This is a genomic window from Candidatus Omnitrophota bacterium (genome assembly GCA_003598025.1).
Lineage (GTDB): Bacteria > Omnitrophota > Gorgyraeia > Gygaellales > Profunditerraquicolaceae > Profunditerraquicola.
Genome location: QZKH01000009.1, coordinates 50,193 through 67,950 on the forward strand (window position 1 = coordinate 50,193; position 17,758 = coordinate 67,950).

Here is a 17,758-nt window from a genome sequence, read left to right on the forward strand (position 1 = left end):
GCCACGGTTGATTTTATAATAATATGTGCTATACTATTATTGTAAATTTGATTAATCCCTGCGGTGCACGTTGGTAAAGATGATTTGTGAACCAACACAAATTTAGAGGGAACCCACAGCTTCCCTGGGCGCGAGCGTCCAAGGAGAGGGTACCCACCTGAAACCAAAAGGTTCAGTACACATCATATCCAACGGCACGACGCGGGGATTTTTTTTGAGGCCGCAACTTACGGGATTACAAACAAGGCGTAAAGAAAAAATCCCGAAGCAAATGCTTCTTAGCGCCGGTTATTAATGAAATTCGTGACGAGAGTTCAACCATTAAATCAGTAAATCAAAATCACCCTCCTATGGACCTATTTAGCCAAACACCGAAAGAAAGCAAGAAAAACTTTCCCTTAGCTGTAAGGATGCGGCCTTATACTTTAAAAGAATTCGTTGGGCAGGAGCATATTCTTGGAGAGGGTAAAATCTTGAGGCGGGCTATTGAAGCCGACCGGCTTAGTTCTCTGATTTTATACGGTCCTTCGGGGGTGGGAAAAACTTCGTTAGCCTGGTGTATAGCTAATACCACAAAGTCTGTTTATAAGTCAATTAATGCGGCTACTTCCAATGTTGAGGAGTTAAGAAAAATAATCTTAGCCGCCAGAAGCTATAAAAAAAATGAATCAAAGAGGACAATCCTGTTTATAGACGAGATTCACCGTTTTAATAAAGCCCAGCAGGATGTACTGCTGCCTGATATAGAGGAAGGAAATGTAATTTTAATCGGGGCAACTGTTCATAATCCTTATTTTTATTTGGCATCAGCGCTTCTTTCCCGTTCCCTGGTTTGTGAGCTTAACCAGTTAAGCGAAGAAGAAATTACAAGGATCATCGATAGAGCGCTGCAAGACAAAGAAGACGGTTTAGGCAATATTAAAATTAAGGCGGAGAAAAAAGCAATACAATTTCTGGCCAAAGTATGCGAAGGTGATGCCAGGAGGGCTTTAAATGCCGTAGAGATAGGGGTGCTTACAACGCCTAAATCAAATGACGGCTCTATTCACTTTACTGTAAAGATAGCCAGCGAGTCCATACAGAAGAAAGCCGTTATTTACGATAAGGACGAAGACGCGCATTATGATACTGCTTCGGCGTTTATCAAGTCGATGCGCGGCTGTGACCCCGATGCGGCTATTTATTGGATGGCTAAGATGCTTTATGCCGGAGAGGACCCCCGATTCATCGCCCGCCGGATCTGCATATGCGCTGCTGAAGATGTGGGCAATGCCGATCCGCTTGCATTAGTGCTGGCGAATGCTGCTTTGCATGTAGCTGAATTCGTAGGTATGCCTGAAGCAAGGATACCGTTAGCCCAGGCGGCGATTTATGTTAGCTGTGCGCCCAAATCGAATGCTTCATATTTAGCTATTGATAATGCCTTGTCAGATATAAAAAGCGGCAGGGTACAGGAAGTGCCCGGGCATCTGAAAGACGCCTCTTATCCACAGGCAAAGAAATTAGGCCGCGGAGAAGGTTATAAATACAGCCATGATTTTCCACAGCATTATGTGGAGCAGAAATATACAAAAGACCCAATAAAGTATTATGAGCCTACCGATAATGGCTACGAATCCAAAATAAAACAGAGGATGGAGAAGCTGAAAGGTAAAGAGTAGGTGTTAGTTCATAGTTAATAGTTCAAGGTTAATAGCACGCCCGTCTATCTATGAACCATGAACTATGAACCCTGCCTGCTCTGCCTGTCGGTAGACAGTGGCAGGCAGGTAATATAAATTTCCCTTGTCCTGAAATTTGGAAAATGGTAGAATAATAAAGGGAATTACTAAATATGATTATTACTGAGCAGAAACCCTTTGCGCAACTTATAGATATATTAAAAACCGCCAACAAGATTTTTTTAATCGGATGCGGTGAGTGCGCTACTTCTTGTAAAACCGGCGGTGAAAAAGAAATCGCTGAGCTTAAAGATAAGCTGCAAGCAAGCGGTAAAGAAGTTGTCGGCAGCTGCATACCAAAAGCCCCTTGTGTTGCCAGCCAACTAAAAGCAGAACTGGCTAAAAACATAAAAGACTTACGTAAGGCAGATTCGATTTTAGTACTGGCCTGCGGGTTAGGCGTCCAGTCTGCCAAGGAGAATGACCGTCTCGGATTAGCGGTCCTGCCCGGATGCAATACTTTGTTTGGGGCAGTAATGGACTCCCGCGGGAATTTTTACGAAAAATGCTCTTTATGCGGGGAGTGCATATTGGATATTACGGGGGGTATATGCCCTGTTACGATTTGTTCTAAAGGCCTGCTGAACGGGCCTTGTGGCGGAATGGATAGCGGTAAATGTGAGGTAGATAAAAATAAAGACTGCGCCTGGGTATTAATATATAGAGAATTGGAGAAAACCGGCAAATTAGCAAATTTCAGAAAAATACAGAAAGCAAGGCAACATACAAAGAGCATCCGGCCTAGAGAGCTGTTGATCAATAAATGATATGGGCGAACTGAATTATAGCGAAAAAGTAATGGATCATTTTACCAACCCTCGTAACGTCGGAGAGATACCCGATGCAAGCGGAATAGGTAATGTCGGCAACCCTATATGCGGTGATGTTATGAGGATGTTTATTAAAGTCGAGGGGGAAGTTATCGTCGATGCCAAATTCAAAACCTTTGGATGCGGAGCAGCAATCGCGACTAGCTCGATAGCAACGGAATTAATAAAAGGCAAGACCATAGAGGAGGCGCTGAAAATATCTAATAAAGTGGTAGCGGAAGCCCTTGGAGGGCTGCCGCCTATAAAAATGCATTGTTCTGTTTTGGCTGAACAGGCTCTTAAATCGGCGATAAAGGATTACTACCAGAAGATCGGCAAAGATACCTCTTTTTTGGAGATTAAGGAAGATCCTCATCATGGATGCCACTAAAAAACAGGGATTCTTTGATATTGGATTTTGGCGATGTTGACAAAGCAAAAGTTACGTAGTAAGATTTTACATAAACTAAAAACACAGAAGGAGGAAAACCGAGAGGAAAAAAGTGCTAAAATTAAGCAAAAACTTTTTAAGACTTCGGTTTTTAGAAGGTCAAAAAAAATAATGTTCTATATTTCGTTTGATGGAGAGGTTGATACAAAGGAAATGATAAAAGAAGCAAAAAAAATAGGTAAGATTATCGCAGTCCCCGTCAGTTTCTTTAGTAAGGTAATAAAGCCGTGTATTTTAGGGGCCAAACCTTCCTTAAAGAGAGGCTTATATGGCGTGCGGGAGCCAGCGATTAAAAAAATGATTGATAAAAACGAGCTAGATCTGATCATCGTGCCGGGCCTTGCTTTTGATAAAAAGGGTAATCGTTTGGGTAGGGGAAAGGGATATTACGATTCTTTTTTAAGTTGCCTCCCCAAGCATGCTAAAAGTATAGGTCTTGCTTTTGATTTTCAAATCTTACCTTCAATTCCTACCACCAAGCGAGATATAAGAGTCAACAAGGTCATCTTTGCTTAATTTTTTCCCGCATAATAGCATTACCAGACAATAGGAGGTTTATAATATATGTTAAGTCTAATTTTTATTCCGGTTGCTGCTTTGATTTCGCTTTATGCCGGCTATATTTTAAGGAAACATATTGCCGAAAAGAAAATCCAGGATGCCGAATCCAAAGCAAGCTATATACTTGAACAGGCAAAAAAAGAAATTCAGGATAAACGCAGAGAAGCAGAGTTAGAAGCCAAGGACCTTCTCTACCGCATGCGGCAGGATTTTGAGCGCCAGACACAGGATAGGCGCCAGGAACTCGTTAATGCCGAAAAAAGGCTGTCTCAAAAAGAGGAAAACATAGACCGCAGGCTCGATCTTTTGGAAAAGAAAGAAAAAGAAATAGACCTGAAGTTAGATAATGCCCATAAGCAGGAGGAGAACCTAAAGAGCAAAGAGCATCATTTGCACTCTTTGATAGCGGAAGAAAAGGAAAGACTGCAGAAAATCTCCTCTCTGTCGGCTGAAGAAGCAAAACAGATATTGCTTAATCGTTTAAATGAAGAGTTGAATAATGAGAAAGGCCTTCTGATCAAAAAGCAGGAAGAGGAGATAAAAACCATAGCCGATAAAAAAGCAAGAGAGATAATCAGCCTTGCGATACAACGTTGTGCGGCTGAACATACTGTTGAATCTACAGTCAGCGTTGTTAATCTCCCTAATGATGAAATGAAGGGCAGGGTTATAGGCAGAGAAGGAAGGAATATACGTGCTTTAGAGATGGCGACCGGAGTAGATGTAATTATCGATGATACCCCGGAAGCGGTTACGATTTCTGCGTTTGACCCGGTAAGGAGAGAGGTCGCCAGGATGAGTTTAGAGAAACTGATAGGCGACGGCAGGATACATCCCGGACGCATTGAAGAAATCGTAGAAAAGACCAAGAAAGAAATGGATGAGAAGATCCGGGAGGAGGGAGAACGTGCCGTCTTTGATGTTGGCTTAAGCGCTTTCCATCCGGAATTGATAAAGTTGTTAGGCCGCTTAAGATACAGGACAAGTTTCGGTCAAAATGCATTACAGCATTCTAAGGAAGTGGCATTTATCTTGGGTGCCATGGCTTCAGAGATGGGCCTGGATTTTAAGCTTGCAAAACGCATAGGCCTGTTACATGATATAGGCAAGGCTATCGACCATCAGGTAGAAGGCACGCATGCCAAGATCGGGGCGGAGCTAGCCAGGAAGTATAACGAATCGCAAGAGGTCCAGGCGGCGATTGAGGCCCATCATGAAGAGGCAGAACCCTACAGCTTGTATTCAGTCCTTACAATAGCTGCCGATGCTATCAGCGCAACAAGGCCTGGGGCAAGGCGCGAAACCCTGGAAACATACATAAAAAGGCTCGAGAAACTTGAATCGATAGCAAATGTATTTAAGGGGGTTGAAAAATCTTTTGCAATACAGGCCGGCAGAGAAATCCGTGTAATTGTCCAGCCGGAAAAGATTACAGATACAGACAGTGTCAACCTGGCCAGGGATATACGTAAGAAGATAGAAGAGGGATTGGAGTACCCGGGACAAATTAAAGTTACTGTGATTAGGGAAACCAGGGCAATTGAGTATGCCAAATAGTTCATGGCTTATGGTTCATAGTTCATAGTCAGAGCAAGCGAGCAGTTTCTATGAACAATGAACTAACTAATTATGAAAATATTATTTATCGGCGATATAGTCGGAAGCCCCGGAAGAGAAGCCATAGAGAAACTATTACCAGGGGCTAAAGAAGAATACGGCGTTGATTTTGTTATAGCAAATGCTGAGAATGCGGCAGGAGGTTCCGGGATTATACCCAGGATCGCAGCTCAGCTTTTTGACGCCGGAGTCGATGTTTTGACTTCCGGAGACCATATCTGGAAAAAGAAGGAGATCTTTGAAGTGATTGACAAGGACAGAAGGATCCTGCGGCCTTGTAATTTCCCCGACGGTACGCCTGGTTATGGCTGGGGAGTTTTTAGCGATAGAAAGGGTAATAAGGTCGGGGTAATCAATGTAAACGGCAGGGTTTTTATGGATCCGCTTGAATGCCCTTTTAGAGCTACATTAAAATGTTCCGAAGAAATCGCAAAAGAAACAAAGGTAGTTATTGTTGATATGCATGCCGAGGCGACTTCGGAAAAAGTCGCCCTTGGATGGTATCTTGACGGCCATGTATCAGCTGTTCTTGGCACGCATACGCATATACAGACTGCCGATGAAAGGGTTTTACCTAAAGGGACGGCTTTTATAACAGACGTAGGCATGACCGGACCTTGCGATTCTGTGATTGGAAGGAAAGTGGAAGATGTTCTGCAAAGGTTCCTTACGCTTATTCCTACCAGATTTAATGTCGCTGAAGACAATGTTAAGATGCAAGGCGCCATTGTTGATATAGATGAAAATAACGGTTTAGCCAGGAGCATTTTAAGGCTGCAAAAGGGGTATTAAATGTTTGATCTGCGTTCGGTTGCCAGGGGTTTTCTGTGTTGTGCAATAATAGCATTGTTTCTATTCAACCCCTGTGAACTTTATCTGTTCGCCCAGGAAGATATTATAGAGCTTAATCTAAATGCGTCATCAGCAACGGTAATTACGCCTAAGATATTCAGGCCAAATATAGATTTAAGCGGGAGAGGGCATAATAATGTTGCTTATTGGCCTCAGGAGCTGGCTTCCCCGGAATCTATAGAGACATGGAAAAAGGCCATTGGTTTTTCGGGCATGTACAGGATCCAGTATAATCTATGGGAAATCAGCGAGTCAAAAGAACGCGATAAGCTGTTAAATAGCTATGAAGAAGTGATAAAGAATATTAACGACGCAGGAGGCATAGTAATCCTGGACATCTTTGGGACACCTGCGGGTATGGGCAGGATTTTAGATAAAAGAAGCGCAGTAAGAGATTACCGCGCATTTAAAGAACTGATAAAGTCTCACATAAACAGGTTAAGCGTAGAGAAGAAATATAATATCTGGTATGAAGTCTGGAGCGCCCCTGATCTTGACGATTTCTTTTTAGGGGGAAAGCAGGATTATCTTAATTTATACCGGGCTGTAGCAGAAGCTGTAAAAGAACTGAGGGCAAAAAGTAAAATTTATATATCATTAGGCGGCCCATCCGTAAGCTGGTGGTTCCAGAATTTTGATGGCGCAAATATCATCAAGCCGGAAAGAAGCCTGATTTACGAATTGATAAAATACTGTTCAAGGTATAATCTGCCTCTTGATTTTATAAGTTGGCATGCATATTCCACCGATCCCAAGACTGACCAGGAAATGACAGTTTATAATAAAAATGCTTCTTCTCTTATCCGAGACTGGCTTTCGTATTTCCGCCTCGACCGCAATATCCCTATTATCATAGATGAATGGAATTATGACAGCGGGCCCAATGTAATCCCCGAGAGAAGGCAGAATTGTCAGATTGCGGCAAGTTTTATCCCTGCCCGGATAAAATATATGCATTTGGCCGGAATAAATTATCAGCAGCTATTCTCTTTGGAGGATTTTTATGATACCGAAGAGAATGTCATAAGAAATATTGGCATCTTTTGGTTTGACCAGAGGGCATCCGGGTATAAAGGCGGCCCCAAATCATTGTTTTCTGTATATAAGATGCTTTTAAAGCTCGGGGATTATATTTTTACAGACTCGCTAAAGGCAGATAACGAGTTTGTGGGGATGATAGCGTCTAAGTCAAGCAATGAATTGGCGATCATTGTTTATAGTTATATTGACCCAGTTATATCCAAAAACTATGTTTCCAGGAACATTTCTTCGCTTAGCGATGCTGATAGAAAGTCGCTGCTTGGGCTGTTTAGTAGCGGAGATTTTGATAAATTAATATCCAGAGAGATAGATATAACCAAACTTCGAGTAAGGAATAAATTAAAAAATCTGCTTAAAAAGGCGCAGGAATTAAAAGAACAGGCCAATAGTTTTGCATCCAAAGATCATACTTTACGGCTAAACATTAAGAATATAAACGGTGATTATGTTTATCAGAGATACGTGGTAGATGCTGTGTGTATCAGCGATTGTGATTTTGCCCCAGCGGAAGAAAAAGATGTTTCTTCCAAAGATAATCTGACATTAGAGTTCAATTTTAAACCGTATTCTGTTAATTTATTAGTTCTAAAGAATAAGCCGCAAGAAGTAAAAAGTGAGGCAGCCAAACTACCTCAAGATACAAAAGTTAAGCAAGAAAATGCCCAATAACTCTACAGATGGCTCCAGTATTTTCCCTGTCGCCCAGCAGCAAGGTCTTGGCGGTAAAGCCGTTCTTACCGTTTCTCAGGTTACGCAGGATATAAAATTAGTCCTTGAGAGTAATTTTCAGGGGCTTTGGATCGAGGGCGAAATCACAAATTTCAGGCCTTCTTCAAGCGGACACTATTATTTTTCTCTCAAAGACGATCTTGCGCTGCTTAATTCCGTGATATTCAGCCGTATCGCAAAAACAGTAAAATTTAACCCCGAAAACGGGTTAAAGGTCATTTGTTTCGGCAATATTGAGGTTTACGGGCCTCATGGCAAATATCAACTTATTATAGAAAAGATAGAGCCTAAAGGTATAGGCAGCCTTCAGCTTGCTTTGGAGCAGCTAAAGAACAAGCTGGAAAAGGAAGGGCTGTTTTCTGAGCAGCGCAAAAGGCCGATCCCATACTTACCTTCAGTCATCGGCATAGTTACGTCTCTTTCCGGAGCCGCTATTAGAGATATGCTTAAGGTTTTGGATAACAGGTTCAGAGATGCCCATATAATTATAAAACCTACTATGGTTCAGGGTAGCACCGCTAAGGATGAAATAGCAAAAGCTATAGAGGAATTAAATTTCTTTAATGAGTCCGCCCCCAAGGAAGATAGAATTGAAGTTATGATTGTCGGACGCGGAGGAGGCAGCATGGAGGATCTCTGGGCGTTTAATGAAGAGGTGGTAGCCCGAGCAATATATAAATCAAGGATTCCCGTCATTTCTGCAGTAGGCCATGAACGCGATATAACTATAGCTGATCTGGTGGCAGACATGCGCGCTTCTACTCCTTCGGTAGCAGCAGAAAAAGTTATCCCCAGAAAGGAAGACCTTAAACAAAGATTAGGCGAACTTAAAGGCGACCTTTTAAGGTCGTTCATGGAGATACATGATAATTACCAGGCTTTTGTTTTAGAGAATGTGCGCAGAATTATATTAAGCGCAAACCATATTATCGAACTGAATTTTTCCAGGTTTAATACGGGTTTGCGAAAATTACATTTGCTTAATCCGGTAGCAGTGATACAGCAATACAAAGATAGGATTACGGATCTCGCCCGGCAGATTTTTGTAAGAACGTCGCATTATGTAAGATTGAGAGAGGCCGAATACGTTAGAGCCGCAGGTAGGCTTTCAGATTTAAGCCCTCTGGCGATACTATCTCGCGGTTATTCCATAACTTTTAATATAAGTTCCGGGGAAGTTATTAAGAACACAAAAATACTGAAAAAAGGCGACCTGATAAAGACAAGGCTTTCCGAGGGCGAAATTATAAGCTCGGTTACGGAGGTAAAAAAAGATGGCTGAGATGAAATTCGAAGATGCTTTAAAGAAACTGGAAAAAATAGTCGGAGATTTAGAATCCGGGGAACTTTCTCTTGATGAGGCTTTGAAGAAATACCAGGAGGGCATAGAGCTTTCCAGGCAATGTTCGCAAAGGCTTGATAACGCCAAGAAAAAAATAGATGTATTAACAAAAAACAAAAAAGGCGATTTTGAATTGAAGCCCTTATCGGAATCACAAGACCAGGAACAAGATGCTTGAAAAGATACATTCACCCGAAGATTTAAGAAAGTTGCCGCTTGAGGCTTTACCGGGCTTATCATCCGAGATCCGCAAGAGGATTATTGATGTAGTATCGGTAACCGGGGGGCATATTGCCTCCAGCCTCGGGGCGGTTGAATTGGCAATGGCGCTGCATTATTGTTTCAATACGCCAAAAGATAAGATAATTTGGGATGTCGGGCACCAGGCATACGCACACAAAATAATTACCGGCAGGAATGATTGCTTTGAGACATTAAGAAAATCCGAAGGCATAAGCGGTTTTCCCCATAAGGACGAATCTGAATACGACCCTTTTACGGTAGGCCACAGCTCTAATGCGGTGTCCTTGGCTTTGGGATTAGTCTGCGCCTATCAGCGATTAGGTGCAGAAAACAATCCAAAAATTGTCGCGGTAATCGGAGATGGTTCACTAAGCGGCGGGTTATGCTTTGAAGGCCTTAACAATGCAGGTCACCTGAAGAAAGATATCCTGGTTATACTTAATACAAATGAGCTTAGCATAGCGCCTAATGCCGGTGCCTTAAGCACCTATATAAATAAGGTGCTCTCTCTGCCTATCTATAATAGATTCAGGGGTTCTCTGGAGGGTTTTGTAAGCTCGCGCATACCTAAAGGCAGCAGGTTAATAAAGATCGCCAATAAGTTTGAGGAAGGATTAAAAGGGTTATTTATCCCCGGAATATTTTTTGAAGAACTGGGTTTTCGCTACTTTGGTCCTCTGGATGGCCATAACCTGGATCTGCTTATACCAACACTGAAAAATATTATGAACCTGAAGGGTCCGAGGCTGCTGCATATTATTACGAAAAAAGGCAAAGGTTATCCGCCTGCGGAAAAAGAGCCGGTAAAATTTCACAGTACCGGCCCATTCAACATCAGTAACGGGGACCCGGTTGATAAAAATAAAACCAAGTCCTATACGGAAGTTTTTAGCGAAAAAATAGTTGGGCTTGCGTCTCAAGATAAAAGGATAGTAGCCATAACAGCTGCTATGGCAGAGGGCACAGGCTTAGATAAATTCCGGGACTTATATCCTGATAGGTTTTTTGACGTAGGTATTGCCGAACAGCATGCTGTATGTTTTGCCGCAGGATTAGCCAGGGCGGGATTAAAACCGGTGGCAGCCATCTATTCAACATTTTTACAGCGCGCTTACGATCAACTTATCGAAGATGTCGCTTTGCAGGATTTACCGGTTGTTTTAGCGATAGACCGTGCGGGCATAGTCGGTGAAGACGGACCTACGCATCAGGGAGTATTTGATATCGCATATTTAAGAAGCATACCTAATTTTACGATTATGGCTCCCATGGATGCCAAAGAGCTTGAAAGTATGCTTTCTTTTGCGATGACCTTAGGTAAACCGGTTGCCATAAGGTATCCCAAAGGCACGATAGAAGAATTGGATTCCAAAAGGTGCAATAAAATAGAATTGGGTAAAGCCGAAATTTTAAGCGATGGCGATGATTTTGCCATAATAGCTGTAGGGACAATGGCTAGTACATGTTATAAGGTTATCGAGATACTTAAAAAAGAAGGCCTTCACGGATCTCTTGTCAATGCCCGTTTTATAAGGCCGATTGATACCGATGTTATTCAGAAAGTTTGTTCTAAGGCCAAAAGGATAATTACAGTAGAGGAAGGCGTTTTGGATTGCGGCTTCGGAGCTGCGGTGGTCGAAGCAACTGGTTTAGCGGTTACAAGAATAGGCCTTCCGTTTGAATTCATTCCTGCTGGCAAGAGAAAAACGCTTCTTGAGAAATATGGCTTGTCCGAGAGCGGGATAGCAAATACGATAAGAGGTTTGATGGGAAGATAATGGCTAAAATCGTGATTGACAGTCAGAAATGTAAGGGTTGCTTGCTTTGTATAAGTGTATGCCCGCGTAAAGAGATAGTCGTATCTGATAAGATGAATCGCCGAGGGGCAAGGATAGTTAAATTCAAGGATGACGGGCTGTGTTCGGGGTGCGGAATGTGTGCGATAATCTGTCCCGATTGCTGTATCGAAGTATATAAATGAGTAATGCGTATAGCGTATTGAGTATTGCGTAATGATTAATAGCTTGAGCGCGCTACGCCCGGGGCAATACGAAACAGGATTAACCAATGAATGATAAGATTCTAATGAGCGGCAATGAAGCCTTAGCTGAGGGCGCAATACGCGCCGGATGTAAATTCTATGCCGGGTATCCGATCACCCCGCAGAATGAGTTGACTGCCTACATGGCTGTTAATTTACCCAAGGCAGGAGGAATTTTTATCCAGGCCGAGTCTGAATTAGCGGCAATCAATATGGTCTTTGGCGCAGCAGCAGCCGGTGCGCGTGCTATGACTTCATCGTCCAGCCCCGGGATAAGTTTAAAACAAGAAGGCATATCTTACATTGCCGGAGCAGAATTACCGTCGGTAATTATCAACGTAATGCGGGGAGGGCCCGGCTTAGGCAATATTTCTCCAAGCCAGTCCGATTATTTCCAGGCAACGCGCGGAGGCGGGCATGGCGATTACCATTGTTTGGTGTTAGCTCCGTCGTCAGTCCAAGAGTCACTGGATTTAATGCCCCTTGCATTTAACCTTGCTGATAAATACCGTACTCCGGTCATGGTGTTAAGCGACGGTATGCTTGGGCAGATGATGGAACCGGTTTCAGTCCACAGTCCACAGTCCACAGTCCACAGCAAAAAACTACCAGAGAAGAAGTGGGCGTTGACTGGATGCAGGGGGAGAAAGCCCAATGTGGTAAAATCATTTTATATGCAGGAAGGAGGGCTTGAGAAATTCAATTTGTCCCTGCAAAAAAAATATAGTGAGATAAGGAATAAAGAGCAGCGCTTTGAAATGACCAATGTCAAAGATGCCGAAGTGATTATAGTAGCCTACGGTATAATGGCCAGGATAGCAAAGAGCGCCATGCAGGACCTGAATAATGCAGGCAGGAAGGTCGGATTAATCAGACCGGTTTCTTTATGGCCGTTTCCTAAAAATGCTTTCAGAGAAATAGAAAAAAGTAAGCATTTTAAAAGTTTTTTGGTTGTGGAAATGTCTTACGGCCAGATGATCGAAGATGTGCTTTTGTCTGTGGCAGATAAATCAAAGGTAGATTTTCTCGGACGCTCAGGAGGAGGCATTCCTGCTGAAGCCGAAATCATTGATAAGCTTAAAAAAATAATCCGTAGATAATCATGAAAAAAATTATAAAGCGGCCCAGAGCATTAAAGGATGTGCCAACGCATTATTGCCCTGGTTGCGGCCACGGTATAGCACATCGTTTAGTAGCAGAGGTAATCGATGATCTTGGTATAAGAGAGAAGGTTATTGCTGTAGCTCCTGTTGGCTGTGCAGTAATTGCATATGATTATTGGGATTTTGATTGCTCCGAAGCTGCCCACGGAAGGGCCCTGGCTGTAGCTACAGCAATTAAGAGAGTCAGGCCGGAAAATATTGTTTTTACTTATCAGGGAGACGGCGACTTAGCGGCTATTGGGGCCAACGAAACACTGCACGCGGCTAACAGGGGCGAGAACTTAACCGTTATTTTTATAAACAATGCAATTTATGGAATGACCGGAGGGCAAATGGCCCCGACAACGCTATTGGGCCAAACTACTGTTACTACTCCCGATGGAAGAATCAGCCAAATCCACGGGTATCCTCTTAAGATATCAGAAATTTTAGCCACCCTCCCGGGAGTTAAATACGTGGAAAGAGTAAGCTTAACCAGTCCACCCGAAATTATTAAAGCAAAAATAGCCATTAAACAGGCATTCAAGAATCAAATGGATAAGATAGGTTTTTCACTGGTAGAGATTCTTTCTGCATGTCCTACGTATTGGGGTATGTCTGCCAACGATGCTTTATCCTGGATGAAAGGCACAATGTCTAAGGAGTTTCCTCTGGGGAGGATAAAATGATTGAACGGGTAATTATTGCAGGAGCAGGCGGACAGGGAATTATGCTGCTGGGTAAGGTTTTGGCTGAGGCAGCAAGTTTAAAAGGCCTGCAGGTTACCTGGTTTCCTTGTTATGGCGCCGAAGTCCGGGGAGGGACGGCTTATTGCATGGTGATTATATCTGATAGAGAAGTCAGTTCGCCTTATATTGATAAAGCAGATACCCTTATAATAATGAATGAGCCTTCGCTTTTGAAATTTAAAGACAGGATAAAAGAAGATGGTATTATGCTTATTAATAGCTCTCTTGCCGATAGCAGCTCTTCATCTGTAAAAAACAGGAAATTTATTCTTAAAGCAATGGCCTTTACAGATATAGCTTCGCAGCTGGGCAGCGTCAAAGTGGCTAATATGGTAGCATTGGGCGCGTATATAAAAAACAAACCGTTGATAACTAAAAAGGAAATATTCAGGGTGTTTGAAAAAATGGCTTCCGGGAAAAGCAGGGCATTAATAACAATAAATAAGGTTGCCGTTGAGAAAGGCCTGGTTTGAAAATGATAAGAGTGAGGTTCGCGCCGTCGCCCACCGGGAATTTACATATCGGCGGGGCAAGGACAGCGCTTTTTAATTGGCTATTTGCGCAGGCAAAAAATGGCGAGTTTGTATTACGTATCGAAGATACCGATAGCCTGCGCTCAAGGCAGGAGTTTGTAGATGAAATTCTGAATAGCCTTAAGTGGCTTGGATTTAGCTGGGACGGTATGGAATTCCAAAGTAAAAGATTTGAACTTTACCGTTCCCAGGCAGACAGGCTGCTAAAAGACGGATCGGCATATATTGAGAAAACAGATAAGGGAGAAGCTGTTATTTATAAAGTTAAGCCTCAAAAGATTATAATCGATGACCTTATAAGGGGCTGTATTGAATTCGATACCAGTGTGATTAAGGACCAGGTTTTGATAAAATCAGACGGTACACCTACATATAATTTTGCCTGCGTAGTAGATGATGCGCTTATGCAAATCAGCCATGTTGTGCGCGGAGACGACCATATATCGAATACCCCTAAACAAATCTTGATTTATCAGGCGCTAGGTTTTGATTTGCCGAAATTTGCGCACCTTCCTTTAATCCTCGGCATGGAGGGGGGGCGTCTTTCAAAGAGGACCGGAGCTACGGCAATAAGCGAATACAGGGCAATGGGATATTTAGCGCCGGCATTAGTGAATTATCTCTTGTTGTTGAGTTGGTCTCCCGGGGAAAATCGCGAGATCATAGATATCAATGAGGCTGTTAAATTGTTTGAGCTGGAAAAAGTAAATAAAACGGCAGCAACATTTGATTTAAAGAAACTGGACTGGATGAATAACCAATATATCAAGAATGCAGAAACCAATCTTTTGGCTGAAAATATAATTTCACTGCTCATTGAAAGGGGCATGATAAAAAAAGATGATTTTGATAGAAATTACATTATTTCTTTGGTAAAATTATTTCAACCTCGGCTTGCAAAGGTTAATGATTTCTGTGATTGGGCAGATTTCTTTTTCGCCGAAGATATTAAAATAACACCGGAACTTGAAAATAAATTTTTTAGCAAAGATTTATCTAAGGAGTTCGGGCTTTTTGTGGCTAGGCTCAAGGGCTTAGAGCAGTTTGATATCCAAAACATTGAGACTGCCTTTAGAGAGCTAGTCGGTGAGCTGGGTATTCAGGCCAAGGAATTGATACATCCGGTCAGGGTGGCTTTAACCGGTAAAACCGTGGGGCCCGGGCTGTTTGAAGTCATATATTATCTGGGTAAAGATAGAGCAATAGAGCGTTTAAGCAGGAGGTTAAGAAAGGAGTAAAAATGTCTGTAAAAAAAGCAAGTCTGTTATTATTGTTATTGCCTGTCATGCTTATGTTGAGCGGCTGCCATACATTGTTTAATTCATCCAAGGGAGCTTACGAAGGCGCTAAAGAAGGGGCAAAGAAAGATTGGGAAGGTTTAAAGAAAGCTGATAACTGGCTTAAAGAAAATCTCTGGTAAATTTTTACGGTTTCACATATGAAAAAAATAAACAAGCAAAGATCGATTGGATTATCTCTTGCATCATTGATATCTGTAGTGTTTTTTGGATATAGTTTTTTGTTTTTTCTTTTCTTTTTCCCTACCAGGGAGAATCCATGGTTTGTCATATTAAGGTACGGGCTTTGTTTATTAGTCAGCCTCGCCGGATTTATAGCTTCTGTTTTTATATTTGATATTCGCCGTTGGGCACAGAAGTTGATGCTTTATTCATGCATCTTTTTCCTTAGTTTGGGATTAGTCACGGATTTTACAAATATGACCATATCCGGGTGGTACGGGGTTTCCGGATTCTCAACGCTTATTTATGCTACCTTTAGCATAAGAAAGCTTGGCCTCTATATTTTCTGGCTGATGCTTGTAGTTTTCCTTACCCGCCCCGACGTAAAAAAACAATTGAAATAAACTACGATTATTTTGCATTTTGTATAGGTTTCTCTAATACAACTGGTTAATGCCTGTCCGCGGCATTTTTTGATTGAAAACAGGTTTTACCCGGTATATAATTAACCATCAATTATTGCCCTGTCGTCTAATTCGAGCACTATAAATTTGATACAGCGAAATCCCGCCGTTTTCTGGCGGGACGGTAGGACTTGAAAATTGAAATGCTTTGCCCTGTCGTCTAATCGGTAGGACTTCAGATTCTGGATCTGACTATCTTGGTTCGAGTCCAAGCGGGGCAGCCATTGTTGACAACTATCCGAAACTCCGGATAGTGATGCAGTGGGAACAAGCGCCTTACAGTCTTCTGTAGGGCGCTTTTCCTTTGTAGAGGCTATTTCGCTAGGGAGGATGCCTTCAAGCGGCTCTTCGATATACATATTGATTACCAGCCTGTCGCTATAGACGTAAATGTCCTTGATCAGGGCATGTATAAGGCTTTTCTGGGCTTCCGGAGGGGCGTCTTCAAGGTGCTGTATGGCAAAGTTCATGCTGCGGTATACGAGCTCGCCGGAACAGGCGTTTATGCTGGCAACTCTCTTTTGCGCCTGCAGCTTGTCTATTTCGTCTTCCAGTTTTGCAATCTCCATTTCCAACTCATTCATTTTGTCTTTATAAGTGGAGCCTTTGGTGACTGTGTTGCCCATGGCTAATTCCAGCAGTTTATTGGCTTGGAAGCGGAAGCCGTTTAGCTTTGTCTCTCTTTCTTTTAAGTCGGTCTCTATCTTTTCAAGCTTTGCCTGCGACTCAAGCATGGCGTCTCCCAGGGCCTTTATGATAATGCCCTTGTCCTCAGATGCCCGCCTAAAATAGTCGATTATAGCTTTGTCAAAAGTAGTTGCGGAGATGCGTGTTGCTTTGCATCCCAGAGCCTGCTTGGAGCGGCTGCACTCATAATAAAAAAACTTTCTTCTGTCTCTACCGCCTGAAAAATTGCAGACCATATGGCTTCCGCAGTCGCCGCATCGGAGAATACCGGCGAGGAGGTATTCATAGAATCTTTCTTTCTGCACAAAGTTGTGGCCGGGAAGCTTGGCGCTCAATATTTTGTTGGCCCGCTCCCAGAGCTTCTCATCGACAATCGCCGGGTGATTGCCTTTGTGGTATTCTCCGCTGTATTGAATATAGCCTTTGTAAAAAGGATTTTTTAATATCCTTGAAATAACCTGCCTGCGCCATTCCTTGCCGTTTAGAGTTTTTAGCCCGCGCCTGTGAAGCTCAAGGCCTACCTGCGTAAGCGACCGGTTATCCGCGGCCATCTCCCAGATGATTTTAAGATGCGTAGTTATTTTTTCATCAGGAACAATTTTATGCGGCTGGCGGCCGTTAGGAAGCGGCTCTCCGTCTGGTATAAGCTTATATCCATAAGGCAGCATCCCGCCGACCCATTTGCCCTGGCGCACTCTGGCAATAGCGGATGCTTTCACGCGCTCGCCGGTGAGCTCCCGCTCAAAGGCTGACAAAATCCCAAGTATGCCAATTACTACTCTACCTATGGCGGTTGAGCTGTCCAAGTTTTCTCTTACCGAGACGAAATCGATTTCCTTTTCTCTGAATAGATCAATAAGCCAGTAGAGGTCCCGGGTATTGCGGGTCAAGCGGTCAAGGCGGAAGAAGATTATTCCGTCAAATGGGGCGGTTTCTCTACGCACGCGGTCGATAATCATCTGGATGCCGGGCCGGTTGAGATCCTTGCCGGAATATCCGTCATCGTCTATTCGGCCTTTTTTGCCTATCTTGGCAAGGTCATATCCAAAAGCGTCCAGCAGATTCTTGCAGTGATAGGCCTGGGAATCCAGGGTGGTAAAATCTCCCTGGGCCTGGTCATCAGTAGAGCAGCGGGTATAGATTACATAGCGTTTTTTGTTATTTGCATTATTTGTTTTGGCATTCATAATCATAGAATTCCTACCACATTTTAATGCAGGCATACGCCAGGCAGAAGATCTCCTTCTGCCTGGCGGCGCTAAAACAGTTATGCCTGGGCCTTCTGCTTTTTGCCTTTTCCCCAGCCAGCCTTCCAT

18 protein-coding genes, 1 tRNA gene, 1 other RNA gene and 3 pseudogenes are annotated in these 17,758 nt (G+C 43.0%); 20 read left to right on the plus strand and 3 right to left on the minus strand.

The window, feature by feature from the left end; all coding sequences use genetic code 11:
• Positions 1 to 52: 52 nt before the first annotated feature.
• From ssrS to C4533_07750, 20 genes are all read left to right on the plus strand, one after another.
• Positions 53 to 212, plus strand: a non-coding RNA gene (gene ssrS, locus C4533_07655) — 6S RNA.
• A gap of 138 nt (positions 213 to 350) precedes the next feature.
• A complete protein-coding gene (locus C4533_07660) occupies positions 351 to 1,661 on the plus strand; it encodes a replication-associated recombination protein A (protein ID RJP27329.1) in 1,311 nt (436 codons plus the stop codon).
• A 173-nt stretch (positions 1,662 to 1,834) separates the two neighbouring features.
• Positions 1,835 to 2,488 (plus strand): 5,10-methylenetetrahydrofolate reductase, encoded by a 654-nt coding sequence (locus C4533_07665; GenBank protein ID RJP27330.1) that lies wholly within the window; start codon positions 1,835 to 1,837, stop codon positions 2,486 to 2,488.
• Between the two features lies 1 nt (position 2,489).
• Entirely contained in the window at positions 2,490 to 2,921 is a 432-nt protein-coding gene (gene nifU, locus C4533_07670; GenBank protein ID RJP27331.1) for a Fe-S cluster assembly scaffold protein NifU, read from the plus strand.
• Positions 2,922 to 2,954: 33 nt separating this feature from the next.
• Positions 2,955 to 3,497 carry a 5-formyltetrahydrofolate cyclo-ligase gene (locus C4533_07675; GenBank protein ID RJP27332.1) on the plus strand — a complete coding sequence of 181 codons (543 nt, stop codon included), beginning with the start codon at positions 2,955 to 2,957 and terminating at the stop codon, positions 3,495 to 3,497.
• A gap of 48 nt (positions 3,498 to 3,545) precedes the next feature.
• Positions 3,546 to 5,099 (plus strand): ribonuclease Y, encoded by a 1,554-nt coding sequence (gene rny / locus C4533_07680; protein RJP27333.1) that lies wholly within the window; start codon positions 3,546 to 3,548, stop codon positions 5,097 to 5,099.
• Positions 5,100 to 5,171: 72 nt separating this feature from the next.
• On the plus strand, positions 5,172 to 5,951 hold the full coding sequence (locus tag C4533_07685) for a TIGR00282 family metallophosphoesterase (GenBank protein RJP27334.1): 780 nt from the start codon (positions 5,172 to 5,174) through the stop codon (positions 5,949 to 5,951).
• Positions 5,952 to 7,721 (plus strand): hypothetical protein, encoded by a 1,770-nt coding sequence (locus C4533_07690; protein ID RJP27335.1) that lies wholly within the window; start codon positions 5,952 to 5,954, stop codon positions 7,719 to 7,721. It begins immediately after the preceding gene.
• Complete coding sequence (xseA, locus tag C4533_07695; GenBank protein ID RJP27336.1) at positions 7,711 to 9,063, plus strand: exodeoxyribonuclease VII large subunit; 1,353 nt, start codon at positions 7,711 to 7,713, stop codon at positions 9,061 to 9,063. The genes C4533_07690 and xseA overlap by 11 nt, the downstream gene beginning before the upstream one ends.
• The gene (gene xseB / locus C4533_07700; GenBank protein RJP27337.1) at positions 9,056 to 9,301 is read left to right on the plus strand and encodes an exodeoxyribonuclease VII small subunit; all 246 of its coding nucleotides are present in this window, start codon (positions 9,056 to 9,058) and stop codon (positions 9,299 to 9,301) included. The genes xseA and xseB overlap by 8 nt, the downstream gene beginning before the upstream one ends.
• The gene (gene dxs, locus C4533_07705) at positions 9,294 to 11,144 is read left to right on the plus strand and encodes a 1-deoxy-D-xylulose-5-phosphate synthase (protein ID RJP27338.1); all 1,851 of its coding nucleotides are present in this window, start codon (positions 9,294 to 9,296) and stop codon (positions 11,142 to 11,144) included. Before xseB ends, dxs begins: the two co-directional genes overlap by 8 nt.
• Positions 11,144 to 11,347 carry a 4Fe-4S dicluster domain-containing protein gene (locus C4533_07710; protein ID RJP27339.1) on the plus strand — a complete coding sequence of 68 codons (204 nt, stop codon included), beginning with the start codon at positions 11,144 to 11,146 and terminating at the stop codon, positions 11,345 to 11,347. Before dxs ends, C4533_07710 begins: the two co-directional genes overlap by 1 nt.
• 86 nt (positions 11,348 to 11,433) lie before the next feature.
• Entirely contained in the window at positions 11,434 to 12,507 is a 1,074-nt protein-coding gene (gene vorB, locus C4533_07715) for a 3-methyl-2-oxobutanoate dehydrogenase subunit VorB (GenBank protein ID RJP27340.1), read from the plus strand.
• Positions 12,508 to 12,509: 2 nt separating this feature from the next.
• Positions 12,510 to 13,238 carry a 2-oxoglutarate oxidoreductase gene (locus tag C4533_07720; protein ID RJP27341.1) on the plus strand — a complete coding sequence of 243 codons (729 nt, stop codon included), beginning with the start codon at positions 12,510 to 12,512 and terminating at the stop codon, positions 13,236 to 13,238.
• Complete coding sequence (locus tag C4533_07725; GenBank protein ID RJP27342.1) at positions 13,235 to 13,771, plus strand: 2-oxoacid:ferredoxin oxidoreductase subunit gamma; 537 nt, start codon at positions 13,235 to 13,237, stop codon at positions 13,769 to 13,771. The genes C4533_07720 and C4533_07725 overlap by 4 nt, the downstream gene beginning before the upstream one ends.
• Before the next feature lie 2 nt (positions 13,772 to 13,773).
• Entirely contained in the window at positions 13,774 to 15,069 is a 1,296-nt protein-coding gene (locus C4533_07730; protein ID RJP27343.1) for a glutamate--tRNA ligase, read from the plus strand.
• A 2-nt stretch (positions 15,070 to 15,071) separates the two neighbouring features.
• A complete protein-coding gene (locus C4533_07735; GenBank protein RJP27344.1) occupies positions 15,072 to 15,251 on the plus strand; it encodes a hypothetical protein in 180 nt (59 codons plus the stop codon).
• Between the two features lie 18 nt (positions 15,252 to 15,269).
• Entirely contained in the window at positions 15,270 to 15,695 is a 426-nt protein-coding gene (locus tag C4533_07740) for a hypothetical protein (protein RJP27345.1), read from the plus strand.
• Between the two features lie 209 nt (positions 15,696 to 15,904).
• Positions 15,905 to 15,979, plus strand: a tRNA-Gln gene (locus C4533_07745).
• 183 nt (positions 15,980 to 16,162) lie between these two features.
• A complete protein-coding gene (locus C4533_07750; GenBank protein ID RJP27346.1) occupies positions 16,163 to 16,387 on the plus strand; it encodes a hypothetical protein in 225 nt (74 codons plus the stop codon).
• A 156-nt stretch (positions 16,388 to 16,543) separates the two neighbouring features.
• Here the strand turns inward: C4533_07750 and C4533_07755 are convergent.
• From C4533_07755 to C4533_07765, 3 pseudogenes are all read right to left on the minus strand, one after another.
• Positions 16,544 to 16,678: pseudogene (locus tag C4533_07755) on the minus strand (hypothetical protein).
• Positions 16,679 to 16,768: 90 nt separating this feature from the next.
• Positions 16,769 to 17,110 (minus strand): annotated as a pseudogene (locus C4533_07760) (hypothetical protein).
• A gap of 9 nt (positions 17,111 to 17,119) precedes the next feature.
• A pseudogene (locus C4533_07765) lies at positions 17,120 to 17,758 on the minus strand (recombinase family protein).

Excerpts from the sequence above, each read along its gene's own strand:
- C4533_07660 (RJP27329.1), top strand. The coding sequence starts at position 351 with ATGGACCTATTTAGCCAAACACCGAAAGAAAGCAAGAAAAACTTTCCC.
- C4533_07665 (RJP27330.1), top strand. The coding sequence starts at position 1,835 with ATGATTATTACTGAGCAGAAACCCTTTGCGCAACTTATAGATATATTA.
- nifU (RJP27331.1), top strand. The coding sequence starts at position 2,490 with ATGGGCGAACTGAATTATAGCGAAAAAGTAATGGATCATTTTACCAAC.
- C4533_07675 (RJP27332.1), top strand. The coding sequence starts at position 2,955 with ATGTTGACAAAGCAAAAGTTACGTAGTAAGATTTTACATAAACTAAAA.
- rny (RJP27333.1), top strand. The coding sequence starts at position 3,546 with ATGTTAAGTCTAATTTTTATTCCGGTTGCTGCTTTGATTTCGCTTTAT.
- C4533_07685 (RJP27334.1), top strand. The coding sequence starts at position 5,172 with ATGAAAATATTATTTATCGGCGATATAGTCGGAAGCCCCGGAAGAGAA.
- C4533_07690 (RJP27335.1), top strand. The coding sequence starts at position 5,952 with ATGTTTGATCTGCGTTCGGTTGCCAGGGGTTTTCTGTGTTGTGCAATA.
- xseA (RJP27336.1), top strand. The coding sequence starts at position 7,711 with ATGCCCAATAACTCTACAGATGGCTCCAGTATTTTCCCTGTCGCCCAG.
- xseB (RJP27337.1), top strand. The coding sequence starts at position 9,056 with ATGGCTGAGATGAAATTCGAAGATGCTTTAAAGAAACTGGAAAAAATA.
- dxs (RJP27338.1), top strand. The coding sequence starts at position 9,294 with ATGCTTGAAAAGATACATTCACCCGAAGATTTAAGAAAGTTGCCGCTT.
- C4533_07710 (RJP27339.1), top strand. The coding sequence starts at position 11,144 with ATGGCTAAAATCGTGATTGACAGTCAGAAATGTAAGGGTTGCTTGCTT.
- vorB (RJP27340.1), top strand. The coding sequence starts at position 11,434 with ATGAATGATAAGATTCTAATGAGCGGCAATGAAGCCTTAGCTGAGGGC.
- C4533_07720 (RJP27341.1), top strand. The coding sequence starts at position 12,510 with ATGAAAAAAATTATAAAGCGGCCCAGAGCATTAAAGGATGTGCCAACG.
- C4533_07725 (RJP27342.1), top strand. The coding sequence starts at position 13,235 with ATGATTGAACGGGTAATTATTGCAGGAGCAGGCGGACAGGGAATTATG.
- C4533_07730 (RJP27343.1), top strand. The coding sequence starts at position 13,774 with ATGATAAGAGTGAGGTTCGCGCCGTCGCCCACCGGGAATTTACATATC.
- C4533_07735 (RJP27344.1), top strand. The coding sequence starts at position 15,072 with ATGTCTGTAAAAAAAGCAAGTCTGTTATTATTGTTATTGCCTGTCATG.
- C4533_07740 (RJP27345.1), top strand. The coding sequence starts at position 15,270 with ATGAAAAAAATAAACAAGCAAAGATCGATTGGATTATCTCTTGCATCA.
- C4533_07750 (RJP27346.1), top strand. The coding sequence starts at position 16,163 with ATGTATAAGGCTTTTCTGGGCTTCCGGAGGGGCGTCTTCAAGGTGCTG.